Annotated in this window: 22 protein-coding genes; 9 read left to right on the top strand and 13 right to left on the bottom strand. The window is 56.0% G+C overall.

Annotated elements, in window-relative coordinates:
* Positions 1–9: 9 nt before the first annotated feature.
* Both mnmD and Q0Z93_RS00545 read left to right on the top strand, forming a co-directional pair.
* Positions 10–672 (top strand): tRNA (5-methylaminomethyl-2-thiouridine)(34)-methyltransferase MnmD, encoded by a 663-nt coding sequence (gene mnmD / locus Q0Z93_RS00550; protein ID WP_298061489.1) that lies wholly within the window; start codon positions 10–12, stop codon positions 670–672.
* A gap of 11 nt (positions 673–683) precedes the next feature.
* Positions 684–1,097, top strand: a complete 414-nt coding sequence (locus Q0Z93_RS00545; protein ID WP_298061487.1) for a cytidine deaminase — start codon at positions 684–686, stop codon at positions 1,095–1,097.
* Positions 1,098–1,129: 32 nt separating this feature from the next.
* On the opposite strand, the gene Q0Z93_RS00540 is transcribed toward Q0Z93_RS00545, so the two are convergent.
* From Q0Z93_RS00540 to Q0Z93_RS00525, 4 genes are all read right to left on the bottom strand, one after another.
* On the bottom strand, positions 1,130–1,894 hold the full coding sequence (locus Q0Z93_RS00540; RefSeq protein ID WP_298061484.1) for an RNA pseudouridine synthase: 765 nt from the start codon (positions 1,892–1,894) through the stop codon (positions 1,130–1,132).
* 122 nt (positions 1,895–2,016) lie between these two features.
* Positions 2,017–2,961 carry a ribose-phosphate pyrophosphokinase gene (locus tag Q0Z93_RS00535; RefSeq protein ID WP_298061482.1) on the bottom strand — a complete coding sequence of 315 codons (945 nt, stop codon included), beginning with the start codon at positions 2,959–2,961 and terminating at the stop codon, positions 2,017–2,019.
* A 66-nt stretch (positions 2,962–3,027) separates the two neighbouring features.
* On the bottom strand, positions 3,028–3,624 hold the full coding sequence (yihA, locus tag Q0Z93_RS00530) for a ribosome biogenesis GTP-binding protein YihA/YsxC (protein ID WP_298061479.1): 597 nt from the start codon (positions 3,622–3,624) through the stop codon (positions 3,028–3,030).
* A gap of 13 nt (positions 3,625–3,637) precedes the next feature.
* Positions 3,638–4,978 (bottom strand): MATE family efflux transporter, encoded by a 1,341-nt coding sequence (locus Q0Z93_RS00525; RefSeq protein WP_298061477.1) that lies wholly within the window; start codon positions 4,976–4,978, stop codon positions 3,638–3,640.
* 83 nt (positions 4,979–5,061) lie between these two features.
* Here Q0Z93_RS00525 and Q0Z93_RS00520 point away from each other — a divergent pair, with 83 nt between their 5' ends.
* Positions 5,062–5,472, top strand: coding sequence for an OsmC family protein (locus Q0Z93_RS00520; RefSeq protein WP_298061474.1), 411 nt, complete (start codon positions 5,062–5,064; stop codon positions 5,470–5,472).
* 75 nt (positions 5,473–5,547) lie between these two features.
* On the opposite strand, the gene Q0Z93_RS00515 is transcribed toward Q0Z93_RS00520, so the two are convergent.
* Positions 5,548–6,465 carry a glucosaminidase domain-containing protein gene (locus Q0Z93_RS00515; protein ID WP_298061472.1) on the bottom strand — a complete coding sequence of 306 codons (918 nt, stop codon included), beginning with the start codon at positions 6,463–6,465 and terminating at the stop codon, positions 5,548–5,550.
* Positions 6,466–6,649: 184 nt separating this feature from the next.
* On the opposite strand from Q0Z93_RS00515, the gene Q0Z93_RS00510 reads away from it, so the two are divergent.
* Both Q0Z93_RS00510 and Q0Z93_RS00505 read left to right on the top strand, forming a co-directional pair.
* On the top strand, positions 6,650–7,255 hold the full coding sequence (locus Q0Z93_RS00510; RefSeq protein ID WP_298061469.1) for a DUF4254 domain-containing protein: 606 nt from the start codon (positions 6,650–6,652) through the stop codon (positions 7,253–7,255).
* Between the two features lie 45 nt (positions 7,256–7,300).
* On the top strand, positions 7,301–8,338 hold the full coding sequence (locus Q0Z93_RS00505; RefSeq protein ID WP_298061466.1) for a glycosyltransferase family 9 protein: 1,038 nt from the start codon (positions 7,301–7,303) through the stop codon (positions 8,336–8,338).
* An 80-nt stretch (positions 8,339–8,418) separates the two neighbouring features.
* Here Q0Z93_RS00505 and Q0Z93_RS00500 read toward each other — a convergent pair whose 3' ends face one another.
* From Q0Z93_RS00500 to Q0Z93_RS00470, 7 genes are all read right to left on the bottom strand, one after another.
* On the bottom strand, positions 8,419–9,642 hold the full coding sequence (locus Q0Z93_RS00500; RefSeq protein WP_298061464.1) for a 6-phosphofructokinase: 1,224 nt from the start codon (positions 9,640–9,642) through the stop codon (positions 8,419–8,421).
* 149 nt (positions 9,643–9,791) lie between these two features.
* Positions 9,792–10,868 (bottom strand): class II fructose-bisphosphate aldolase, encoded by a 1,077-nt coding sequence (gene fbaA, locus Q0Z93_RS00495; RefSeq protein ID WP_298061461.1) that lies wholly within the window; start codon positions 10,866–10,868, stop codon positions 9,792–9,794.
* Between the two features lie 64 nt (positions 10,869–10,932).
* Entirely contained in the window at positions 10,933–11,325 is a 393-nt protein-coding gene (locus Q0Z93_RS00490; RefSeq protein ID WP_298061459.1) for a thioesterase family protein, read from the bottom strand.
* A 6-nt stretch (positions 11,326–11,331) separates the two neighbouring features.
* Positions 11,332–12,543, bottom strand: a complete 1,212-nt coding sequence (locus Q0Z93_RS00485) for an FprA family A-type flavoprotein (protein ID WP_298061458.1) — start codon at positions 12,541–12,543, stop codon at positions 11,332–11,334.
* Between the two features lie 27 nt (positions 12,544–12,570).
* The gene (locus Q0Z93_RS00480) at positions 12,571–14,004 is read right to left on the bottom strand and encodes a monomeric [FeFe] hydrogenase (RefSeq protein WP_298061455.1); all 1,434 of its coding nucleotides are present in this window, start codon (positions 14,002–14,004) and stop codon (positions 12,571–12,573) included.
* Positions 14,005–14,266: 262 nt separating this feature from the next.
* The gene (locus Q0Z93_RS00475) at positions 14,267–14,785 is read right to left on the bottom strand and encodes a (4Fe-4S)-binding protein (protein WP_298061454.1); all 519 of its coding nucleotides are present in this window, start codon (positions 14,783–14,785) and stop codon (positions 14,267–14,269) included.
* Positions 14,778–15,095 (bottom strand): hypothetical protein, encoded by a 318-nt coding sequence (locus tag Q0Z93_RS00470; protein ID WP_298061452.1) that lies wholly within the window; start codon positions 15,093–15,095, stop codon positions 14,778–14,780. The genes Q0Z93_RS00475 and Q0Z93_RS00470 overlap by 8 nt, the downstream gene beginning before the upstream one ends.
* Positions 15,096–15,245: 150 nt before the next feature.
* On the opposite strand from Q0Z93_RS00470, the gene ligA reads away from it, so the two are divergent.
* The 4 genes from ligA to lpdA all read left to right on the top strand — a co-directional run bounded on the left by ligA (position 15,246) and on the right by lpdA (position 20,860).
* A complete protein-coding gene (gene ligA, locus Q0Z93_RS00465; protein WP_298061451.1) occupies positions 15,246–17,309 on the top strand; it encodes an NAD-dependent DNA ligase LigA in 2,064 nt (687 codons plus the stop codon).
* A 326-nt stretch (positions 17,310–17,635) separates the two neighbouring features.
* On the top strand, positions 17,636–18,523 hold the full coding sequence (gene dapA / locus Q0Z93_RS00460; protein WP_298061449.1) for a 4-hydroxy-tetrahydrodipicolinate synthase: 888 nt from the start codon (positions 17,636–17,638) through the stop codon (positions 18,521–18,523).
* Between the two features lie 108 nt (positions 18,524–18,631).
* Positions 18,632–19,441, top strand: a complete 810-nt coding sequence (locus Q0Z93_RS00455) for a DUF4919 domain-containing protein (RefSeq protein ID WP_298061445.1) — start codon at positions 18,632–18,634, stop codon at positions 19,439–19,441.
* A 21-nt stretch (positions 19,442–19,462) separates the two neighbouring features.
* Positions 19,463–20,860 (top strand): dihydrolipoyl dehydrogenase, encoded by a 1,398-nt coding sequence (gene lpdA / locus Q0Z93_RS00450; RefSeq protein ID WP_298061443.1) that lies wholly within the window; start codon positions 19,463–19,465, stop codon positions 20,858–20,860.
* Between the two features lie 69 nt (positions 20,861–20,929).
* Here lpdA and Q0Z93_RS00445 read toward each other — a convergent pair.
* On the bottom strand, positions 20,930–21,223 hold a 294-nt coding region (locus Q0Z93_RS00445; protein WP_298061439.1), incomplete at its 5' end, for a transporter associated domain-containing protein.

The raw sequence follows: 21,223 nt of genomic DNA, 5'->3' as shown, positions 1-21,223 counted from the left end.
CAGTTCGTTATGGAATTTCTGAAAACGGATGACGGTTCGCTGACCTTGCGGCATGAGGTGCTCGGTGAGCTTTACCATTCGGATCGCGGAGCTGTCGGGGAGGCGGAACATGTCTATATCCGCGCAGGGTTCGACGCTATACCTAAAAAAGAGGAAACAGCTGTTTTTGAGGTTGGTTTCGGGACGGGGCTAAACTGTTACTTAACCTATTGGCGAGCTGTTCGGGAGCATCGGCGGGTCGATTATGCGGCGATCGATCTCTATCCGTTGGCGCCGGAGACTGTCGCGCAGTTGAACTATACGGCGGATCCGGTTTTCATGCGGCTACATGCTGTGCCATGGGATGGAATAGTCCATGAAATAGATAGGGATCAGGTATTTACGCTTGCAAAATACAAGGCGGATTTATCGGCATTCGATTTTTCGCCGTTAGTCGGGCGGTTCGATGTTGTGTATTTCGATGCTTTCGCGCCGGACGCGCAACCGGAACTGTGGTCGGAAACGATTATGCGACAGATGTTTGCCATTCTCAGGCCGGGGGGCATATGGGTCACTTATTCGGCCAAGGGCATAGTCAAACAGGCGTTGCGGGCGGTCGGTTTCGAGGTCTTCCGGCTGCCGGGGGCGTTGGGAAAACGGCACATGGTACGGGCTGTCAAACCAATGAAGTAATCGTTTGGATTATGAGAGATAAACAATTGATTGAACGAGCATTCGAGGCGGCAGAAAAGGCGTGGGCGCCCTACTCCGGATTTCGGGTCGGTGCGGCGGTGCTGTTGGAGGATGGGACGGTCGTGTGCGGCAATAATCAGGAGAATCGGGCTTATCCGTTGGGCAGTTGCGCGGAACGGGTGGCGGTGAATTATGCACGGGCCGCCTACCCTGCCCTGCCTATCGTCGCCGTTGCGATCGTTTCTCCGGATTCGGAGGTACCGGTATCGCCCTGCGGCGGCTGTCGCGAGGTCTTGATGGAAGCGGTGCGGGCGCAAGCGGGACGGGATATAAAGGTGATTATGGCCGATCGCACCGGAACAACGGTGCGGGAGGCGATGGCGACGGAGTTATTGCCTTGGGCGTTCGAGTTTCACGGGAAATGACGTTTTTTCTTCATTGGTATATCATATCGGGGCTATTCCGCCGCCGCCCCGGTTGCGACGGTCGTCTCGAAAAAGGCCCACAGTTTGTCCGTGTGTTGCGGTGTAGGCGCCTCTACCGTGATCATTTCGTGTGTGACCGGATGTTCAAAGGTTAATCTCCTGGCCCACAAAGAGATACTACCGTCCCGATTGGATCGTTTCGCTCCGTACTTCAGGTCGCCTTTGATCGGGCATCCGATTTTCGACAACTGGCACCGGATCTGGTGGTGCCGTCCGGTCAGCAGTTCGATCTCCAGCAGGTGGTACCGATCACCGGAAGCCAATAATCGGTAATTGAGCGCCGCCTCTTTCGCCTCGGAACGCAAACGTTCCGGCACAGCCGTTATCGTATCGTAAGCTGTCGATTTGTTGGTTTTCCCGTTCCGGACGATGAAATGGCGCAATGTCCCGGTTTCCATCCCCGCCGATGAGCTGTTTTGCCCCGAAATGGCAGCAGCCGGTTTGTTTTCGACGATCGCCCAATAGATTTTCCGGAACCGGCGCTGTTTGAGTTGTTCGTTGAGCCGCACCAGCGCTTTGGATGTCCGCGCCAGCAGCACAGCCCCTCCCACCGGACGGTCGATCCGGTGCACGACACCCAGAAACACCGCTCCCGGCTTGGCGTATTTCGCTTTGATATAAGCCTTTACAGTCTCCTCCAAAGCCGGCCCCTCGCCCGCAGCGTCAGGTTGCACCAACTCCCCGGGCCGTTTGTTCACCACGATGAGGTGATTGTCTTCGTAAAGTACTTCTACCATAAAGTCTTTCGAGTATAAAAAATCCCGCTGACCTTCCGATTCGCAAAGTGGGGGCGCGCAAATCGAAAGTGTGTGTCGGCGGGAAAAATCGCAGTTATCGTCAACAGGAAAGTCCCGGATGTTTAGAAAATAAACATCGAGCTGATTTCCTTGTAGTTATACACTCGTTCCACCACATCCGCAAAGATATCGGCAACGGTCAATACCTTAAATTTGGAAATGTCTTTTCCCTCCTTGAGCGGAATCGTATCGGTCGTGATAATCTCGTCCAGCGCACTTTCCGCAATCCGTTCGTATGCCGGCCCCGAAAGCACCGGATGGGTCACCACCGCCCGCACCGACAAGGCGCCCATATTCTTCATCATATCCGCCGCCTTGGTAATCGTCCCCGCCGTGTCGATCATGTCGTCGAACAGAATGACATTCCTCCCCTTGACCTCCCCGATCGCGGTCATTTCACTGACCACGTTCGGTTTCGAGCGGTGCTTGTGGCAGATGACCATCGGCGCCCCCAGGTACTGTGCATAAGCATTCGCCCGTTTGGACCCCCCGATGTCCGGCGTCGCCACGGTCAGATTATCGATACAGAGGCTCTTGATATACGGTACGAAAACCCCGCTGGCATACAAATGATCCACCGGCACGTCGAAAAATCCCTGAATCTGATCCGCATGCAGATCCATGGTCATGATCCGGTCCACCCCCGCCGCATGCAGCAGGTTGGCCACCAATTTCGCCCCGATCGACACCCGCGGCCGGTCTTTCCGATCCTGCCGCGCCCATCCGAAATAGGGCATGATCGCCACCACCCGCTTGGCCGAAGCCCGTTTGGCGGCGTCCACCATCAGCAGCAGTTCCATCATATTGTCCGCCGGCGGAAAAGTCGAACAAACGACGAATACGGTGCATCCGCGGATACTCTCGTTGTAAGCCGGCTGAAATTCGCCGTCGCTGAATTCCAGCACGACGGAGTCTCCCAGCTCCGAACCATAGTGTTTCGCGATCTTTTCGGCCAGGTAACGCGAGTTCCGGCAGGTGAAAAATTTAATTTTCTGAGGTTCGCCCATGATTGCGATTCGGATGTTTGTATGTGAACAGAAGTTGTTTTTGACAGCCGCAAAGGTAGCTTTTTTTTAACTCTGTTCTAAACAATTTTCGATAAAATCCAGAATTTCGTCCCGACCCGTGCCCTTCTCCGACGAGATGACGAACATCCGGGGCAGTTCTTCCCACTCCTCCGCCAACTGTCGCCGATAGAGGTCGGTATTGCGGTTCAGCTGCGCCTGCGAGAGCTTGTCCGTTTTGGTGAAAACGATGCCGAACGGCACGCCGTGCTCCCCGAGAAACCGGACAAATTCCATGTCGATCCGCAGCGGTTCGTGTCGCGCATCGACCAAAACGAACAGGTAGTACAGCTGTTCGCGGTTCAAAACGTAATCCGTGATCAACGACGAGAATCCGCTCCGCTCCCTGCGCGACACTTTGGCATACCCGTAGCCCGGCAAATCGACCAAGGCCCACGTGTCGTTAATGACAAAATGGTTGATCAGCCGGGTTTTTCCCGGCGTGCCCGATACTTTGGCCAGTCCCGTCCGCCGGGTGAGCATGTTGATGAGCGACGATTTGCCGACGTTCGAGCGGCCGATAAAAGCGAATTCGCACATGTCGCCCGTCGGACACTGCGACAGCTTCTGGCTGCTGCACACGAATGTTGCGGATGCTATATTCATGGGGCTAAAATAGTTAAATTTTTTTGCTTTGCCAGTCGGCCTTCCGCATATACAGATAGGCCAGCGCGAACACGACCACGCCGTACAAGTGTTCCGTCGTCCAGCACCAGGCGACGTCGGCGCGCAGGTGGATGACGACGAAATAAACATACAGGGCATAGGTTGCGATCGCGGTCATTTCGAGCGTGAAAGCGGCCCGCGTGTTTCCGGTTCCGGATACGGTGTTGAACCAGATAAATGCCGAGGTCTGGATCAGGTAAGCCGAGGCCATGACTAACAGGGCAGGAACCGAAGCGGCGATCAGGGCGGGGTTGTCGGTATAGATGCGAAGCACTTGCCGGGGGAAAAGCAGAATGACAGCCAGCAGCGGCACGATCAGCATGTAGCACATCCGAATGATCCGCCACACGGTGGACATCACGTCGCGGCTCTGCTCCGCTCCCATCATATTGCTGACCAGCGAACTGCTTGTCGTGGCGAACGAACTGGCGATAATGAACAGCAGCGACGAGACGCTCCGCACGATAGTCGTGACGGCCAGCGGCTGTTCGCCGAGATGTTCCACGGCGACGAAAAACAGGAACCAGGTGCCGACAGCCACAAACTGTTGCACCATAGTCCAGGAAGAGAGGCGCAGTATGTGTCCCAATTCTTTGATATTCAGTCGTGTGCGTCGAAAAAGGCCGTATTTGCGCCAGTCGATCTTTTTCGAGGTGTAAACGATGAAAAAGAGCAGGGAAACGAGTTCGGCCACCGCAGATGCGACAGCGGCGCCCGCAATGCCCATAGTCGGCAATCCGAAACGGCCGAAAATCAAGCCGTAGTTCAGCACGACATTGCTCAGAACCATCACGATCGAGTTGATCGTCAGGATTTTCGTCCGGGTGATAGCGACATAATAGGCCCGGAAAATCACGGCGAGGAAAATGAAGAAAAAGCCGTATATGCGCCAGTTCAGATATTCCAGCGTGGCTTGGTAAATTTCCGTCGACGAGATCAGGCGGTCGAGGATCTGCGGGGCGAAAAATTTGGAAAAGGCGAATACGACGGTCGCCAAGAACAGCAGGAACAGAGCGCTCTGTTGGAATACCGGCCCGATCTCCCGGTAGCGTTCCTCGCCGTTGCGGCGGGCCATGAGGATTTGCGCTCCGACGCTGAATCCGAAACCGAGCATGAAGACGGCTATATAGTACACACCTCCCAGCGACGATGCGCCGAGGGCGATCTCCCCGTTATGGCCGCCGAGACGTCCCAGAAAGGCGGTGTCGGTCAGTCCGATCAGGTGCTCCATCAGCAGACTGAGCAGGATCGGAAAGGCCACGTGCCAAATATTGCGGTTGGTGTAGGTGATCATCGGACTTGTAGGCGAAAAAGGGTTGCAAAGATAGGAAAATAGATTTTACCTTTGTATTGAAAAATCAATAAATTCAAAGCATTATGGCTATTACGGTTCATACGCGCTACCTCGGCGGGCTGCACACCGAGGCGGAACATTTGCAGTCGGGGACGAAGATCATGACGGATGCGCCGACGGATAACGGGGGCAAGGGGGCATTTTTCTCGCCGACCGACCTTTTGGCTACGGCGCTGGGCAGCTGCATGCTGACGATCATGGGGAAAGCCGCCCAGGTGCACGGGTTCGATATCGACGGCACGGAGGTGAATATTTCCAAAATCATGGGCACTGCTCCGCGGCGGATTGTGGAGGTGGTCGTGGAGTTGACTTTCCCGTCGGATTACGAGCCGAAGGTGAAGAAGATTCTGGAGGCTGCTGCGCATGAGTGTCCGGTGGCCAATTCGCTGCATCCGGATCTGAAACAGACCGTGATTTTCCATTACGGGAAATAGTTTCCCGACTTCCGTTCGGTTGTTATCGGTGCGTCCGCTGAGCATGCGGACGCTTTTCATTTGTCTTCCTGCCGATTACCGCAACCGCAACTCCTGACCCACCCGGGGCGGGAACCGGCGGATGATGGGATTCATTTTCTGGAGTTTTTTCAGTTTGATCCCGTACTGCTGCGCGACGGAGTGGTACGACTCGCCGCTCGCTATCGTGTGGCTTCTTGCCGAAGAAGACCGCGCCCGTTTAGGCTCGACATAAAGCGCGGTTCCCGCAGGCAGCGGAAAGGCGCTTTTCAGATCGTTGATCTTGAGCAGCCGTTTGACCGGCATGTGGTATTGAGCCGCCACCGAAGCGAAACTCTCGCCTTCCTGCGAAACGATATACCGCACGCCGTTATTTCTCTCGACCGCATGCTTCGGTTTCAACGGTTCGTTGAGTTCCGCTTTCGCTTCCCTGCGGTTTGCGCGCCGCGACAGCAAGCCGCCTGCTCCGGCCGGCCGATCGAGCTGGTAAAGCCTGTTTCTTTCGATGATGTCGATCAGCAGCTGCGGATACTTCGGATTGGTAGCGTATCCGGCTGCTTTCAGACCATAGGCCCACCCTTTGTAGTCCGTCGCGTCGAGCTTGAACAGAGCGGCATACCGAGGCGATTCGGTCAGAAATTTGGAGTGGTCGCGGTAGGATTGCTCGGCGTTGCGGTATTTGCGGAAACACTCCCCTTTCGCATCGTCGTCGTGATAAATCTTGGCACCCGTCCACGACCCTTTGCATTTGATCCCGAAGTGATTGTTCCCCTCCACAGCCAACCGGCTGCCGCCATTGCCCGATTCGAGCAGCCCTTGCGCCAGTGTGATGCTGGCCGGAATGCCGAACTCTTTCATGGATCGCACAGCCATGTATTTATAGGTGTCAATGTATTCCTGCGCTGTCATTTTGTACTGTGCCCGGCATACGGCTGGCAACAGCAGGAAGAAGATGTACAGGATGATTCGGTTCATGAAGATCATTCGGTTCGGGTGCTTGGCAAAAATAGAAAATAAGGGGCTTTCCGTCAAAATTGTTTTATCTTTGCAGCCGACATGCGCCGGCTGGAATAGACTGGGCCTCGGCGCTCGGGACTGGTCCGGAGCGCACTCTGCTTGCCACTTTCTTTGCGCGGCAAATGGCGGCAAACGAAAAACTATGATTTTCACTGCACTTTGTAACCAGATTTTTCAACGTTCCATCGGGGACTACCACCGGCAAGACAACGTGGATACCCCGATAGCAAACCCTTATCCGGCCGGAAGTGTCGAACACCTGCTCTATCACAAGAACTGGATCGATACGGTGCAGTGGCATCTTGAAGACATCATCCGCGACCCGGAGATCGATCCTGTGGCGGCACTGGCGATCAAACGGCGGATCGATGCCTCGAACCAGGAGCGGACCGATCTGGTCGAATATATCGACGGCTATTTCCTGGATAAATACAAAACGGTTGTGCCGCTTGCCGGAGCGACGATCAATACGGAGACCCCGGCATGGGCGGTGGACAGACTTTCGATTTTGGCTCTGAAGATTTACCACATGCAGCAGGAAACGGAGCGGACGGATGTTTCCGACGAACACCGTTCGTCCTGCCGGACGAAACTGGCTGTGCTGGTGACCCAGCGTACCGATCTGTCGCAGGCGATCGAGGAACTGCTGGCCGACATCGAGGCGGGGCGGAAATATATGAAACTTTATAAACAGATGAAGATGTACAACGATCCGGCTTTGAATCCGGTGTTGTATGCCCGAAAATAGAATTCTTTACACGTTGAGGTGAAGGCTGCGCCGAATAAAATATTGGTGATCCGTTCCTCTGCGATGGGGGATGTGGCAATGACCGCTCCGGTGATTGCCGAGGTGATGCGTCGTTATCCGCAGACCGAGATCGTGCTGTTGACCCGCAGGTTTTACGAGCCTTTTTTCGACGGGATTCCGAATCTGAAACTGCATAATATCGACTTGGCCCATTATCACCGGGGGCTCAAAGGGTTGATACGGCTTTTCCGGGAACTGCGCGAAGCCCATCCGGATGTCGAGCAGGTGATCGACCTTCAGGATAAAATCTATTCCAAGCTGCTGCGGAAACTTTACCGGCTGGCGAGCGGGAAATCTTATCATCATATCGACAAGGGACGCGCCGGAAAGAAAGCGTTGACGGCGATGCCCGGCCAGGGGAAAGTGCTCCGTCCGTTGCGGACGAGCATCGAAAGGTATGCGGACGTATTCCGTGCGGCGGGTTTCGACATTCCGGTTATCGGGACGGATCTCGCAGCATATCGTCAGTCGCGGCCGATTCCGGCGGGATTGGGACTGAAACGGGAACCGGGTGAATATTGGATCGGCTTTGCGCCGTTCGCTCAGCATAAAGGGAAAGTGTATCCGGTCGAAAAGATGCAGGCTTTGGCGCTGATGCTGGTCGAGCGGTATCCGTCGGCAAGGGTGTTCATTTTCGGAGGCGGAGAAGAAGAGCGCGAACTGGCTCGAGCGATTGTGGCGGAAGATTCCACGGGACGTTTCGTATCGGTTGTCGGGAGGTTCAGCCTGCGGGAAGAGATCGATCTGATGGCCAATCTGGACTTGATGGTGTCGATGGACTCTTCGGCGATGCACATGGCGTCGCTTGTGGGGGTGCCGGTGGTATCGGTGTGGGGAGCGACGCATCCGTATGCGGGTTTCTTAGGGTTGGGACAATCGTTGGCGGATGCGGTGGGGCTGGACATGCCGTGCCGGCCTTGCTCGGTGTACGGACACAAGGAGTGTTGGCGCGGCGATTACGCTTGTCTGAACGATTTGCCTCCGGAACGGATTTTCGGACGCATTGCAGCGCACCTGAAATAAATATACAATAAAGCCTTTCCCGCAACTCGCAGGAAAGGCTTTTTCTTCATAACAACAAAGATCCTCGAAAAAAGAGGAAGCTATTTATCCCATTCGAGAATCTTCATGAAGTCGTACTCTTCCGGATTATCGACGTACTTCGACGCCCCTTTGTAATCTTCCGGCGTGATATAGTGCAGGTTGTTCTGGATAATCTGCTGGATTTTCCGCGAGTTCACGTCCACGAGCCGCGGCATGATCTTTCCGTCCTTGTCCGCCACGCTGTCCATGAAGAGCGGTTCGACCGAGCCGTCGCGTCCGACGGTGACCATGCAGCCGCTATGCCCCGCCTGATACAACTCGTAAACCCCCAGCCCCAACTGTGTCGCATAAGACAAGTCATAAGCGATCGGCCGGCAGCAGCGCAGTTCGTACCCCATCTCGTTCGGCCGGCTCTTTACCTTGATGCGCAGCGTCTTGAGTTTCTGCTGTACGAGCATGTTGAAGATGTGCGACTTGCTGACATTACCCAGCTCCGGATGTCCGTGTTCGTCGTAGGTAAACTGCACGCCGGTGTTGATCACCTCTTCGTCGTTCATGAAGTGGAAAACTCCTTCCGAAATCACTGCCACCCCGTACGGAATCCCCATCAGGCGCCGTTTCACCATCGACGAGATGACGAGCCGCGTGATCTTGTCGAACGTGATCGGGGTCTTGTTAAACATTTCCGGGATGACGATCATCGGGTAGTGGCAGGCCGCTCCGATCCCGAAAGCCAAGTGCCCCGCTTCGCGCCCCATGGCCGACACGACGAACCAGTTTCCGCTGGTCCGCGCATCTTCATACAAGGTCGTGGCCAGCTTGACCCCCTCTTCTTTCGCCGAATTATACCCGAAGGTCGGATACCCGGCCGGCAGCGGCAGGTCGTTGTCAATGGTCTTCGGCACATGGATGCTGGCCACATCGACCCCTTTCTGCTTGAGGAATTTGGTCAGCCGGTTGGCGGTCGATGCCGTGTCGTCTCCGCCGATCGTGACCAGCACTTTGACGTTGTACCGTTCAAAAAAGTCGGTGCGGAATTCTTTGTCGGTCGGTTTGTACCGGCTCATCACCAAGGCCGACCCTCCCCGACAGTAAATGGTGTCGGCGGTCTCGAAATCGAGGTAGACGAAATCCGGTTCGTCGCTCACCAGACTTTTGTATCCGCCGTTGAGTCCGATGACTTGATAGCCGTTCTGACTGAAAATCTTGGTCACGGCGCTGATGACGGTGTTGATGCCCGGTGCAGGACCTCCGGCGCAAAGTATGGCTACTGCATTTTTCATGGTTGAAAACGGTTGGAATGAATTTGAGTGAATTTCGTGAAAAAATCGTGTAGGCGGAATCATAACAGAAACAGCCCTGTACGACTTATGCAGGATAAGTCAAGGGCTGTTCCGTGTCGCTTCATGGTTGGTGTGAAGAGCAGTCGATATTATGACAGGACATTGACGCAGTTCAAGTTTTCAAACGCGATTTTCAGGCGTTCGATAATCGACGTTTCCCCTGCCCGCAGCCAGTTCCGCGGATCGTAGTATTTTTTATTGGGTTTGTCCGGTCCTTCCGGATTGCCGAGCTGTCCTTGCAGGTAAGCCTCGTTCTTTTTGTAGAACTGGCGGATTCCGTTCCAGAATGCCCATTGGGTGTCGGTGTCGATGTTCATCTTGATGACCCCGTAGGTAATGGCTTCGGCGATTTTTTCCGGTTCCGAGCCCGAGCCGCCGTGGAAGACGAAGTTCACCGGTTTGTCCGTCGCCGTCTTCAAGGTCTTGTGGATATATGCCTGCGAGTCGCGCAGAATCTTCGGTTCGAGCACCACGTTCCCCGGTTTGTAAACCCCGTGTACGTTCCCGAACGAAGCGGCGATGGTAAAGTTCGGACTGATTTTCATCAAGGTTTCGTAAGCCTTGCAAACGTCTTCCGGCTGGGTGTAGAGTTTCGACGAATCGACGTGCGAGTTGTCCACCCCATCCTCTTCCCCGCCGGTAATCCCGAGTTCGATTTCGAGGGTCATCCCCATCTTGGACATCCGGGTCAGGTATTTCGAGCAGATTTCGAGGTTTTCGTTGATCGGTTCTTCGCTCAGGTCGAGCATGTGGGAGCTGAAGAGCGGCGTTCCCGTTTCCGCAAAGTGTTTTTCGCTGGCATCCAACAAGCCGTCGATCCACGGCAGCAATTTCTTGGCCGCATGGTCGGTGTGCAGAATCACCGGCACCCCGTATGCCTTAGCCACCGTGTGCACGTGTTTGGCCGCAGCGATAGCCCCCAGCACCTGTGCCTCCTGCCCTTCCAATTTCAATCCTTTCCCTGCAACGAAAGCCGCGCCGCCGTTCGAGATTTGGATAATTACCGGAGAATTGATCGTTGCAGCGGCTTCGAGCACCGCATTGATCGTGTCGGTGCCGGTCACGTTCACCGCCGGAATGGCAAATCCTTTTTCTTTGGCATAGGCGAACAACTGTCCTACTTTGTCTCCCGTGAGAACTCCTGCCGGAAATTTTTTTTCGCTCATTATGTATTGGGTTTTAAGTAATTATGTTTCCGCATCCGGAATCTATCTTCAAATTTACGATTATTTATCGGATTTTGGCCATAAATTTTTCGGTATTCACGATAAATCGAGTATGCGTACCCCGACCGATAATACGGCCGGAGCTGTCCGAAGCCTGAATATCGAAATCGACTCGCCGCCCGTCGACCGCTGTCACGGTAGCCGTAGCCCGAATCTGTTCGCCAATTGAGGACGCCCGCTCGTGGGAGATGTTCAGTGCAATGCCCACGCTGCTCATTGCTTCCGGCGTACGATCCAGGAACGGAGCTATGGCCTTCATCGCCGCATTCTCCATCAGGGCAGCCAAGGCCGGTGTCCCCAGCACCGGCAAATCCCCCGAGCCCAAGGCTACGGCGGTATGAGCCTCTGCAACCGTAAGAGAGGCCGTGTGCGAGGTGCCCGCAATGATCTCCCGCATCAGAATCTAATCTTTAAGTTTCAACGCCTCTGCCATACCCGTGGCAATTGCATCCGCTGCCGCGAGTTTTTCCGGGGTCGGCGTGCCGAACACGTCCACCGGTTCCGCCACCAGCGGCCAGCAGATGGCCTCTGCAAAAGTCTTGAGGTTCTTGACTCCGCCGCCGTTCCAGCTGTACGAACCGAACAGGCCCAATACTTTATTCTTCACGCCCATATGCAGCAGTTCGGTGGTCAAGCGTTCGACGGTCGGAAACATGTGGGTATTATATGCACAGCTCCCCAGAATCACCCCCCGGTACCGCCAGATGTCGTTAATCAGGTATGAAAGATGCGTTTTAGAAGCATCGTGCACTTTGATTTTCCGAATGCCCGCCTCGGCGCACTTCCGGGCGATATAGTCCGCCGTCGCGGCATTGTTGCCGTACATCGAGCCGTAAATAATCACCACTCCGTCTTCCGCTTCGTACCGGCTCCACTTGTCGTACAGTTCGATCACCTTGCCCGGGTTGCTCCGCCATACCGGCCCGTGGAGCGGGCAGATCACACGGAGCGGCACCGTGTTGAGTTTGCAGAAGGCTTTTTGCACCATATTGCTGTATTTCCCCACGATATTGGAGTAATACCGCCGCATTTCGCTCAGATATTTTTCGTCGAAGTTCGGAATCTCATCGTCGAAAACCGCTCCGTCCAATGTCCCGAATGTCCCGAAAGCGTCGCCGGAAAACAGAATCTGTTCCGTCGTATCGTAAGACATCATGGTTTCCGGCCAGTGCACCCACGGGGTCATCACGAACTGGAGTTTATGGTGTCCCAAATCCAGTGTCTCTCCGTCGTTGACTTCGACCAGGTTTTCGGTGATGCCGTAATATCCCTCCAATATCTTGAATGTCTTCCCGTTCCCCACGATCCGCACGTTCGGCCAGCGCCGCACGATCTCTCCGATCTCGCCCGAATGGTCGGGTTCCATGTGGTTTATAATCAGATAGTCCAGATCCGTCCGCCCCTGCTCGCCCAGCAGATGCTCGATCCAGCCCACATAATCCCCGCCGGTTCCCATTTCTATGGTATCCAGCAAGGCGGTCTTTTCGTCCGTAATCAGATAAGAATTGTAGTTCACCCCGTCCGGCAGCGGCCATAGATTTTCAAACAGTTCCTTACGCCGGTCGTTGACTCCCAACCAGTAAATCCGGTCGGTTACTTTTACTTTCAGGTTCATATCGTTAGTATAGAAATTACTTCGTGTTTACTTGGCCAGTTCTTTGACCTGACGCGCCGCGACTTTCGGATTGGCGATGACATTGCAGCCATTGACACATCCTCCCTCGCACGCCATGACCTCCACCATATTCCCCGGACAACTTTTGGCATAGCTCCGCAGGTCTTTGATGGCCTGCCGGTCGATTCCGTTGATGACTACCGGTTTGATTCGGTCTTTACATTCCTCCGGCAAAGCCGCAGCCACGGCGCCCATCACCCCTTCGCTGGCCGCATATCCCCGGCTGCTCGGCATAATGTCCTCGTCCAAAGCGACTGCCGTCCCGTTGGTAAAGGCGTCCACGCCCATGGCCACGAACATCGTTCCCAGCTCCTCGAAACTCAGCATCAGATCCACGTTCGGATCATAGTAGGCCTCCTTCCGTTTTGCCACGCACGGCCCGACGAAAACGATCGTCGCATCCGGATATTGCCGCCGCGCGATTTCCGCGGCATAGTACATCGGACTGCGCGTATGCGACACGAACTGCGCCACCTCCGGAATATGCTTATGGGCCAGCCTGTAGTATGAGGGGCAGCACGATGTCGTCATAAACGGAGCTCCCTGTTCCAAAACTCGTTCCGCAAATTCCGCCGCTTCGTTCTTCGTGGTCACATCGGCCCCTTTCGCCACTTCGATCACGTCGTCGAAGCCCAGTTTCCGTATAGACCCTATAATATTCTCCAGCGAAGTCTTGAACTGCCCCGCCACCGCCGGTGCCACGAGCGCAACCACCGGCCGCGGCGACCGAAATGCCTTGAACAGCTCGACCAAGTGCGACTTTTCGACCACCGCGCCGAACGGGCAGGCCGACAGACACCGTCCGCAGTATATGCACTTTTCCGGATCGATGTGTTCCTTTCCGTGTTCGTCCTTGCTGATAGCTCCTACCGGACACGACTCTTCGCACGGCACCGGAATGTAAACGATGGCATGGAACGGGCAGTTCTTCATGCACAGTCCGCAGTTGACGCATTGGGACGAGTCGATGTTGGCCTGTCCGTTCACGAAATGAATCGCTCCTTTGTTGCAGTTGACTTCGCACGGCCGTGCCACGCAACCCCGGCACATATTGGTCACCACGTAGTTGACTTTCACGCATGCCGAGCAGGCGTCGGTCATCACCGACAGCGGATTTTCCGACACATGATCCCGGGCGAAGGCCATCCGCGCATAATCCGCCAGCGAGGTCATCTCGTCCTCCTCTTCGTCGATCCCGAATCCGAGCACCCCCATGGCCCGGTATTTGAGCATCGCGCGGTCTTTATAGATGCAGCACCGCGACACCTCGGCAGACCCTTTCGGCCGCATCAGGTACGGGATGCGGTCGATATTCTCCTCCAGCGTATTGTCGTTCAGCAACTTGACAATGCGCGTGAGCAATTCACGACGCAGAATCATAGTGTTATTCGTGACTGCCATAACGTGTGTGTAGTCGGTTTTCCCTCGAAAAAAGATTCATTCGACCGGTATCCTTTGCCGATCGACGTCCAAAGATAATGTTTTTCGTTCGATTGCGACAGCGGGTATTCGATTCGGATTCCTCCCTCCCCCAAAAACGCTTTTCGGCGATCGGCCGGAGTTCCGTCGTTTATCGAGCGATAACGAAATAATAAGTTGTGAGGGAAAAAGATCGACGAGGCATTGCAGAGGAAAAAGATGCAGCCCCGTTCGGAGTCGGCAATTATCGGCGGAATCCTGCTTTGAAATGCGCGCCGTCGCAGAACGGCTGATTGTCGGACAGCCCGCACCGGCACAAAGAGGCCATGGTCAGTTTCGACTGGATCATACGGCCGTCCTGACCGATAATATGAAAATGCCCTTCCACGACCAGCGGCCCTCCGAGACGATACGTGATTTTGGCCGCAGGAGCCGTTCCGTTCGCTTCGGCGGCTTCTTTTTCAGCGGTCGGCGCAGGAAACAGGCTATCCAATGTTCTGGTGTCGAATAATTTCGGTGAATGTTCCTTTTCCGCGATAACGGCAGCGGGATCGTTCCAGAAAAAGGTCAGTGCGCGGGTCGGGCAGCGCTCCACCACGTCGATGATCTCCTCGGTCGAAGCCCTTTCCATATCCACCCACGGCCGTTTGGTCGGGTCGAACACTTTGCGCAGCGACGTAAAACACTCCCCCGAATGGATACATTCGGCAGGCTGCCATACCACAGTAATGGTTCCGTTGCTGTATTTCCGGTTTCTATTCATCGTCGTCGTCTGCGTCGTCTGCTATCTGCTCGGCACCCGATATTTCGTCTTCGTCGTCTGCGTAATAGTCCTTGTCGAGTTCCTCTTCCGGTTTGGTGTCGATTTTGACGTCGACCTTGACCAAGTAGCTGATCTGTTCGGTTTCGAACGGCACTGCATAGAAGAAATCGCCGCCCGGTTTGTCGATGCGGATCAAAGCCTCGCCGTAGCCGGACGGATAGGTCGCCTTGAACGCCTCGAGCAATTCAGGGCTCAGATTCAGATGGCTGACTATCACACGCTTCTTTGCATTTGCCGCTTTGCTTGTCATAATGTGATTTCGTAAGGTCTTATCGTTAAAATTTTCTGCAAGTATAAGCAAAAATTAGAAGCTCCAAAAGGTCGGCGCATTTTTCTTTGAGCAAGCTATTGTTTACCTTTGGGAGCCGCCCTGCGGCTCTACACAACAGAATGTCTGTCCATGAACGAGGTAAAGCAAAAAATAGACCATTTGCGCCGGGTGATCGACCGGCTGAACTATAATTATTACGTACTGAATGCTCCGTCGGCTGAGGATAGGGAGTACGACCGGTTGATGGCCGAGCTGACGGCGCTCGAAACGGCCCATCCGGAGTTTGCCGATCCCAATTCGCCCACGCGGCGGGTCGGCAGCGACCTGACCAAAGAGTTCGAGCAGGTACGGCACCGCTATCCGATGCTCTCGTTAGGGAACACCTATTCGGAGGAGGAGGTGTGGGAGTTCGTGGCGCGGATCGAGAAAGAGGCGGAGGCTTCGCAGGCGGCAGGCTACTGCTGCGAACTGAAATTCGACGGCACGGCGATTTCCCTGACCTACGAAAACGGGCGGTTCGTGCGGGCGGTGACACGAGGAGACGGGACTGTGGGGGACGATGTGTCGGCCAATGTGCGGACGATCCGCAGTATCCCGATGACTTTGCAGGACGAAGGGTGGCCGGCGTATATGGAGGTGCGGGGCGAGATTTACATGCCGCACGAGAGTTTCGAGCGGCTCAATGCCGAACGGGCGGACATCGGCGAGGAGCCGTTCGCTAATCCGCGCAATGCGGCGGCCGGGACGCTCAAGCAGCAGAACTCGGCGGTCGTGGCGCAGCGGGGGCTGGATGCGGTGCTGTATGCCGTGCAGTCGGACGAGCCGGTGGCAGCGTCGCACTACGAGACGCTGCAGCGTTTGAAAATATGGGGGTTCAAGACTTCGTCGGCGGTGCGGCTGTGCCGTTCGGTGGGCGAGATTATGGATTATATCCATTACTGGGATACGGCGCGGCACGAGCTGCCTTACGAAACGGACGGAGCGGTCATCAAGGTGGACAGTATCAAACTGCAGCGGGATCTGGGGGCGACGGCCAAGGCTCCGCGGTGGGCGGTGGCCTATAAGTTCAAAGCGGAGCAGGCGGCCACGCGGCTCGTGTCGGTCGATTTCCAAGTCGGACGGACGGGGGCCATTACGCCGGTGGCCAACTTGGAGCCGGTGCGGTTGGCCGGGACGACGGTCAAGCGCGCTTCGCTGCACAACGCCGAACAGATCGAGCTGCTGGACATTCGGATCGGCGACACGGTGCTGGTCGAAAAGGGGGGCGAGATCATTCCGAAGATCGTGGGGGTCGATCTCGACCGGCGGCCGGCGGACAGTGTGCCGTTCCGCTACGTCACGCATTGTCCGGAGTGCGGCACCGGGTTGGTGAAGGAGGCGGACGAGGCGAAGCACTATTGTCCGAACGCGACGGGCTGTCCGCCGCAGATCGTGGGGCGGATCGTCCACTACATCTCGCGCAAGGCGATGAATATCGAGGGGTTGGGGGACGAGACGGTGCAACTCTTGTATAATAACGGTTTGCTGGGCGATATTGCCAATTTATATGATCTGGAAGTGGAACATCTGGTGCCGCTGGAACGGTTGGGACAGAAGTCGGCGGAGAACATCATAGGCAGCATCGCCAGGTCGTTGGAGGTGCCTTATGCGCGGGTGTTGTTTGCGATCGGGATCCGGTATGTGGGCGAGACGACGGCCAAGAAGCTGGCGGCGGCCATTCCGTCGGTCGATGCGCTGATGGCGGCTCCGCGCGAGAAATTGCTGGAGGTCGAGGAGGTGGGGGAAAAGATTGCGGACAGCATCCTCGCCTATTTCGCCGATCCGCGGAATGTGGCCATCATCGAACGGCTGCGGCGGGCGGGGGTGCAACTCGAAGCGGTGCAGAGGGCGAAACTTTCGGATGCTTTGGCAGGAAAAAAGATCGTGATTTCGGGAACTTTTGAGCACCATTCGCGGCCGGAGCTGAAAGAACTCATCGAGCTGCATTCGGGAACGAATCAGAGCAGCGTCTCGAAAACGACGGACTACTTGCTGGCGGGGGCGGGGATCGGGCCGAAAAAGCTCGAAACGGCGACGAAACTCGGGGTGCGGATTATTTCCGAGGCGGATTTCATGCACCTGATTGACGATGCGGGGGAGGGGACGGAAAACGCGGGGAAAGTGTTGGAAATTAAACAACAGACGTTGTTTTAGTGTAAAATCGCTTCCCGCCGGTGCCATCCGAACGGAATAACCGTACCTTTGCACACGGTAAAGGTTTGTTTGTGCCGGACATTGTTCTTTTTACGCGTGCGGTACTGCCGTTTTCTATGTAAGAAGACTTTTGAGGCGGCATAGGAGGAGGCATTCGGCACGCAAAAGAGTTCAAATGTGTTGTTGTAGCTCCGAATTGCGGCGGAGCTCGTTGCTCTTTCTGCTGGCGGCGACCCGCTTTACTAAGCAAACCGATCGGTTCGAGTATCGAACAGCACTCCCCGCAAGGCTCAATGAAATGTTATAAATAACCAACTCAATAGACTATGTCGATTAATCTTAGGGGTGTAGGCGTCGCTTTAGTAACGCCGTTCACGGACGGCGGGGAGGTGGACTACCCTGCCCTGACTTCGCTGATCGACCATATCACGGCGGGAGGTGTCGATTATATGGTCGTGCTGGGTACCACGGGCGAACCGGCCACTATGACGGCAGAGGAGCGGCATCAGGTCGTGCGGCACTGCGTGGCGCACAATCCGCGCCATTTGCCGATCGTCGTGGGCATCGGCGGGAACAATACGGCGGAGGTGATCCGGACTATGCAGACGTTCGACTTGTCCGGAGTGAGCGCGATCCTGTCGGTCACGCCGTACTACAATAAGCCGAACCAGGCGGGATTGTACGCCCATTTCAGTGCGCTGCTGGAGGCGGCGCCGCTGCCGGTGATCCTGTACAATGTTCCGGGCAGGACGGGGGTCAATATGACGGCGGAAACGACGCTGCGGCTGGCGCATGCTTTTCCGGGCCGGGCGATCGCCGTGAAAGAGGCATCGGGCATTCTGTCGCAGGCCGCTTATATCCTGCGGGACAGGCCGAAAGGTTTCTTTGTCTTGTCGGGCGAGGATAACCTGGCTTTGGCGATGGTGGCTATGGGGGGCGACGGGGTGATCTCCGTGTCGGCCAATGTTTTTCCGGATACGATGTGCTGCATGATCCATGCGGCGCTGGCGGGGAACACGCAACAAGCGGCTCCGCTGAATCTGCATCTGCACGAAGCGACCGACCTGCTGTTTGCGGAAGGGAATCCGGTGGGGGCGAAAGCGGCGCTGGCGATCAAAGGGATCATCGGCAACAACCTCCGGCTGCCGCTGGTGCCGGCCAGCGAGGGATTGGTGGCGAAACTCAAGTACCAAATCGACCGGTACGGGTTGTGATTCCTCGCATTTTTCGGCTGATATTTTGTTCGTATATTTGTCCTGTTGCGGACGGTGCTTCACACAGCTCCGGCGCAGCAGGCTTTTTGTTTTTCCATGATCAGATATATGCGAAAATTCATCGTGGCGGTTTGCGCCGCTCTTTGTCATAGCTTTTTTAGCGCACAGGCGCAGGAACCGGTTCCCGGATCGGATTCCGTGTCGGCTCCGGATTATGCGCGGATTGCGACCGAAGTTGCGGATCCGGCCTCGCCGTATTATTATCCGAAACTGATGACGCGGTATGAACGGGGGGATACGACACTGACTCTCGACGATTTCCGGCATCTTTATTACGGTTATCCGGGACAGCCGGATTACAAGCCTTTGCTGACCTCGCCTTATGCGGACAGCCTGGAGATGGCTTTCGGCAAGAAAACCCGACTGGAGGCGGACGATTATCGCCGGATCGCGGGGTTCGCCCGCGAGATTCTGCGCGAAGAGCCGTTCAGTATGCGGGACTTGAACGTATTGGCTTTCGCCTGCCAGATGCTCGACGAGCCGGAGCGGGCGGCAGTGCAGATGTTTAAGATCAGCGGAGTGCTGGAAGCGATCCGTTCAACGGGGACGGGGCTGCGGGAGGAGGCGCCGTGGTATGTGATCTATATGCGCGATGCGGAGGATGTGCTGAACCTGATCGGGGCGAAATACAACAAGTTCATCATTCTGTCCCGGACGGTGGAATACGCTCCGGTATACAATATGCCGGAGGCGGCGACGAACGGGCGATCCAAACGGGCCAAAGGCTACTATTTCGATTACAGCGAAGTCTACAAACGGCGGCCGGACTATCTGGACGGAATGCCGAAGCAGAAACGCAAGTTCGAGGTCAATCCGCTCTATAATCCGCGGTCGGAACAGAGTATTCTGCCCAAATAATTTACATAAAACGAGAAAGATATGTCATACGATGTCATGGTGATCGGCAGCGGGCCGGGGGGATATGCGGCGGCGATACGGTGCGCGCAGTTGGGGCTGCGCACGGCGGTGGTCGAACGGGCCGAACTGGGCGGGACTTGCCTGAACTGGGGGTGCATTCCGACCAAAGCGCTGCTTAAAAGTGCGGAGGTTTACCGCTATGCGTCGCATGCGGCGGATTATGGAGTGGAGATTGCAGAGGGGGCCGTGCGGCCCGATTTGGCGCGCATGGTAGAACGGAGCCGCGGCGTGGCGGAACAGATGAGCAAAGGGATCGATTTCCTGCTGAAGAAGAATCAGGTGGATGTTATTATCGGAACGGGATCGCTGACCGAAGTGCCGCATACGGTTGACGTTACGGCTGCCGACGGGACTGTGACTCGGTACGAGGCGAAGCATATCATCCTGGCGACGGGGGCGCGGCCGAGGGAATTTCCGTTTATTCCGGTGGACGGGAAGCGGATCATTACCTCGCGGCAGGCTTTGACTTTGACGGAGTTGCCGGAGACGATGGTGGTGATCGGCTCGGGGGCTATCGGCGCAGAGTTCGCTACGTTTTTCAGCACGTTGGGGACGCGGGTCACGATCGTGGAATATGCGCCGGCGCTGGCGCCGTTAGAAGACGAGGAGATTTCCAAATTGCTGGAGCGTTCGTTCCGCAAGGCAAAAATCACGGTGATGACGGGTACCGAGGTCAAGAAAGCGGAAACGACGGACAAAGAGTGTTTGGTCACGGTGGCGGGGAAGAAAGGGGAGCAGGTTTTGGAGGCGGACGTGGTGCTGTCGGCGGTGGGGATTGCGGCCAATATCGAGGGGATCGGATTGGAGGCGGCCGGGGTGCGGGTCGAACGGGGCAAGGTGGTGGTGGACGAGCATTACCGGACTTCGGCGGAGGGGATTTATGCCATCGGGGATATGATTCCGACGGCTGCGCTGGCGCATGTGGCGACGGCGGAGGCGATTCATTGCGCGGAGTTTATCGCAGGTAGGAATCCGGAGGCGGTGGACTATGCGGTGATTCCGTCGTGCATTTACACGACGCCGGAGGTGTCGTCGGTCGGGCTGACTGAGGCGCAGGCTAAGGAACAGGGCTATCGGCTGCGGATCGGACGATTCCCGTACACGGCTTCCGGCAAGGCGACGGCGGCGGGCAATCGGGACGGAATGGTAAAGCTGATTTTCGATGCGGATACCGACAAGCTGCTCGGGGCGCACCTGTTCGGGCTGAATGTGACGGAGATGGTGGCGGAACCGTCGATAGGTATGACGCTCGGCACCACGGCGGAGGATATAATCCGGACGATACACCCGCACCCGACGATGTCGGAAGGGATTATGGAGGCGGCTGCGGCCTCGCACGAGGAGGCGATCCATTTATAAGCTGGGCTGCACGGATCAGAATTTGCTGGCGAACGAAAGGAGGAATGTTGGAAACATTCCTCCTTGTCTTTATGCCGGCTTTTCGACGGTGACGAGCAGCTTGTCCACCCGGCTCGCGTCCATATCCACCACTTCAAAATGGAGATTCCGGTAATCGAATGTATCTCTTTCGGCCGGGATGCGACCCAGCAGAAACATCGCCAGTCCGCCCAACGTGTTGAAGTCCTCTTTCTGCAAATCGTCGAAAGCCACGACGCCCATTTCTTCCATAAAATCATCCACATTGTACGCACCGTCGACCAGGATGGAACCGTCTTCGCGGGCAACATACCCCGGTTCGTCCGTTTCGCCGTTTTCATCCGG

Origin of the sequence: uncultured Rikenella sp. (assembly GCF_947628055.1) — a bacterium.
Classification (GTDB): Bacteria; Bacteroidota; Bacteroidia; order Bacteroidales; family Rikenellaceae; genus Rikenella.
Note: the sequence above shows the minus strand (reverse complement) of the source record. Positions and strands in the feature narration are given on the sequence as shown.

Excerpts from the sequence above, each read along its gene's own strand:
- Q0Z93_RS00480 (WP_298061455.1), bottom strand. The coding sequence starts at position 14,004 with ATGGCAGTCACGAATAACACTATGATTCTGCGTCGTGAATTGCTCACG.
- dapA (WP_298061449.1), top strand. The coding sequence starts at position 17,636 with ATGTCGATTAATCTTAGGGGTGTAGGCGTCGCTTTAGTAACGCCGTTC.
- yihA (WP_298061479.1), bottom strand. The coding sequence starts at position 3,624 with ATGAATATAGCATCCGCAACATTCGTGTGCAGCAGCCAGAAGCTGTCG.
- lpdA (WP_298061443.1), top strand. The coding sequence starts at position 19,463 with ATGTCATACGATGTCATGGTGATCGGCAGCGGGCCGGGGGGATATGCG.
- Q0Z93_RS00520 (WP_298061474.1), top strand. The coding sequence starts at position 5,062 with ATGGCTATTACGGTTCATACGCGCTACCTCGGCGGGCTGCACACCGAG.
- Q0Z93_RS00490 (WP_298061459.1), bottom strand. The coding sequence starts at position 11,325 with ATGCGGGAGATCATTGCGGGCACCTCGCACACGGCCTCTCTTACGGTT.
- mnmD (WP_298061489.1), top strand. The coding sequence starts at position 10 with ATGGAATTTCTGAAAACGGATGACGGTTCGCTGACCTTGCGGCATGAG.
- Q0Z93_RS00500 (WP_298061464.1), bottom strand. The coding sequence starts at position 9,642 with ATGAAAAATGCAGTAGCCATACTTTGCGCCGGAGGTCCTGCACCGGGC.
- Q0Z93_RS00485 (WP_298061458.1), bottom strand. The coding sequence starts at position 12,543 with ATGAACCTGAAAGTAAAAGTAACCGACCGGATTTACTGGTTGGGAGTC.
- Q0Z93_RS00510 (WP_298061469.1), top strand. The coding sequence starts at position 6,650 with ATGATTTTCACTGCACTTTGTAACCAGATTTTTCAACGTTCCATCGGG.
- fbaA (WP_298061461.1), bottom strand. The coding sequence starts at position 10,868 with ATGAGCGAAAAAAAATTTCCGGCAGGAGTTCTCACGGGAGACAAAGTA.
- ligA (WP_298061451.1), top strand. The coding sequence starts at position 15,246 with ATGAACGAGGTAAAGCAAAAAATAGACCATTTGCGCCGGGTGATCGAC.
- Q0Z93_RS00475 (WP_298061454.1), bottom strand. The coding sequence starts at position 14,785 with ATGAATAGAAACCGGAAATACAGCAACGGAACCATTACTGTGGTATGG.
- Q0Z93_RS00455 (WP_298061445.1), top strand. The coding sequence starts at position 18,632 with ATGCGAAAATTCATCGTGGCGGTTTGCGCCGCTCTTTGTCATAGCTTT.
- Q0Z93_RS00515 (WP_298061472.1), bottom strand. The coding sequence starts at position 6,465 with ATGAACCGAATCATCCTGTACATCTTCTTCCTGCTGTTGCCAGCCGTA.
- Q0Z93_RS00470 (WP_298061452.1), bottom strand. The coding sequence starts at position 15,095 with ATGACAAGCAAAGCGGCAAATGCAAAGAAGCGTGTGATAGTCAGCCAT.
- Q0Z93_RS00525 (WP_298061477.1), bottom strand. The coding sequence starts at position 4,978 with ATGATCACCTACACCAACCGCAATATTTGGCACGTGGCCTTTCCGATC.
- Q0Z93_RS00535 (WP_298061482.1), bottom strand. The coding sequence starts at position 2,961 with ATGGGCGAACCTCAGAAAATTAAATTTTTCACCTGCCGGAACTCGCGT.
- Q0Z93_RS00545 (WP_298061487.1), top strand. The coding sequence starts at position 684 with ATGAGAGATAAACAATTGATTGAACGAGCATTCGAGGCGGCAGAAAAG.
- Q0Z93_RS00540 (WP_298061484.1), bottom strand. The coding sequence starts at position 1,894 with ATGGTAGAAGTACTTTACGAAGACAATCACCTCATCGTGGTGAACAAA.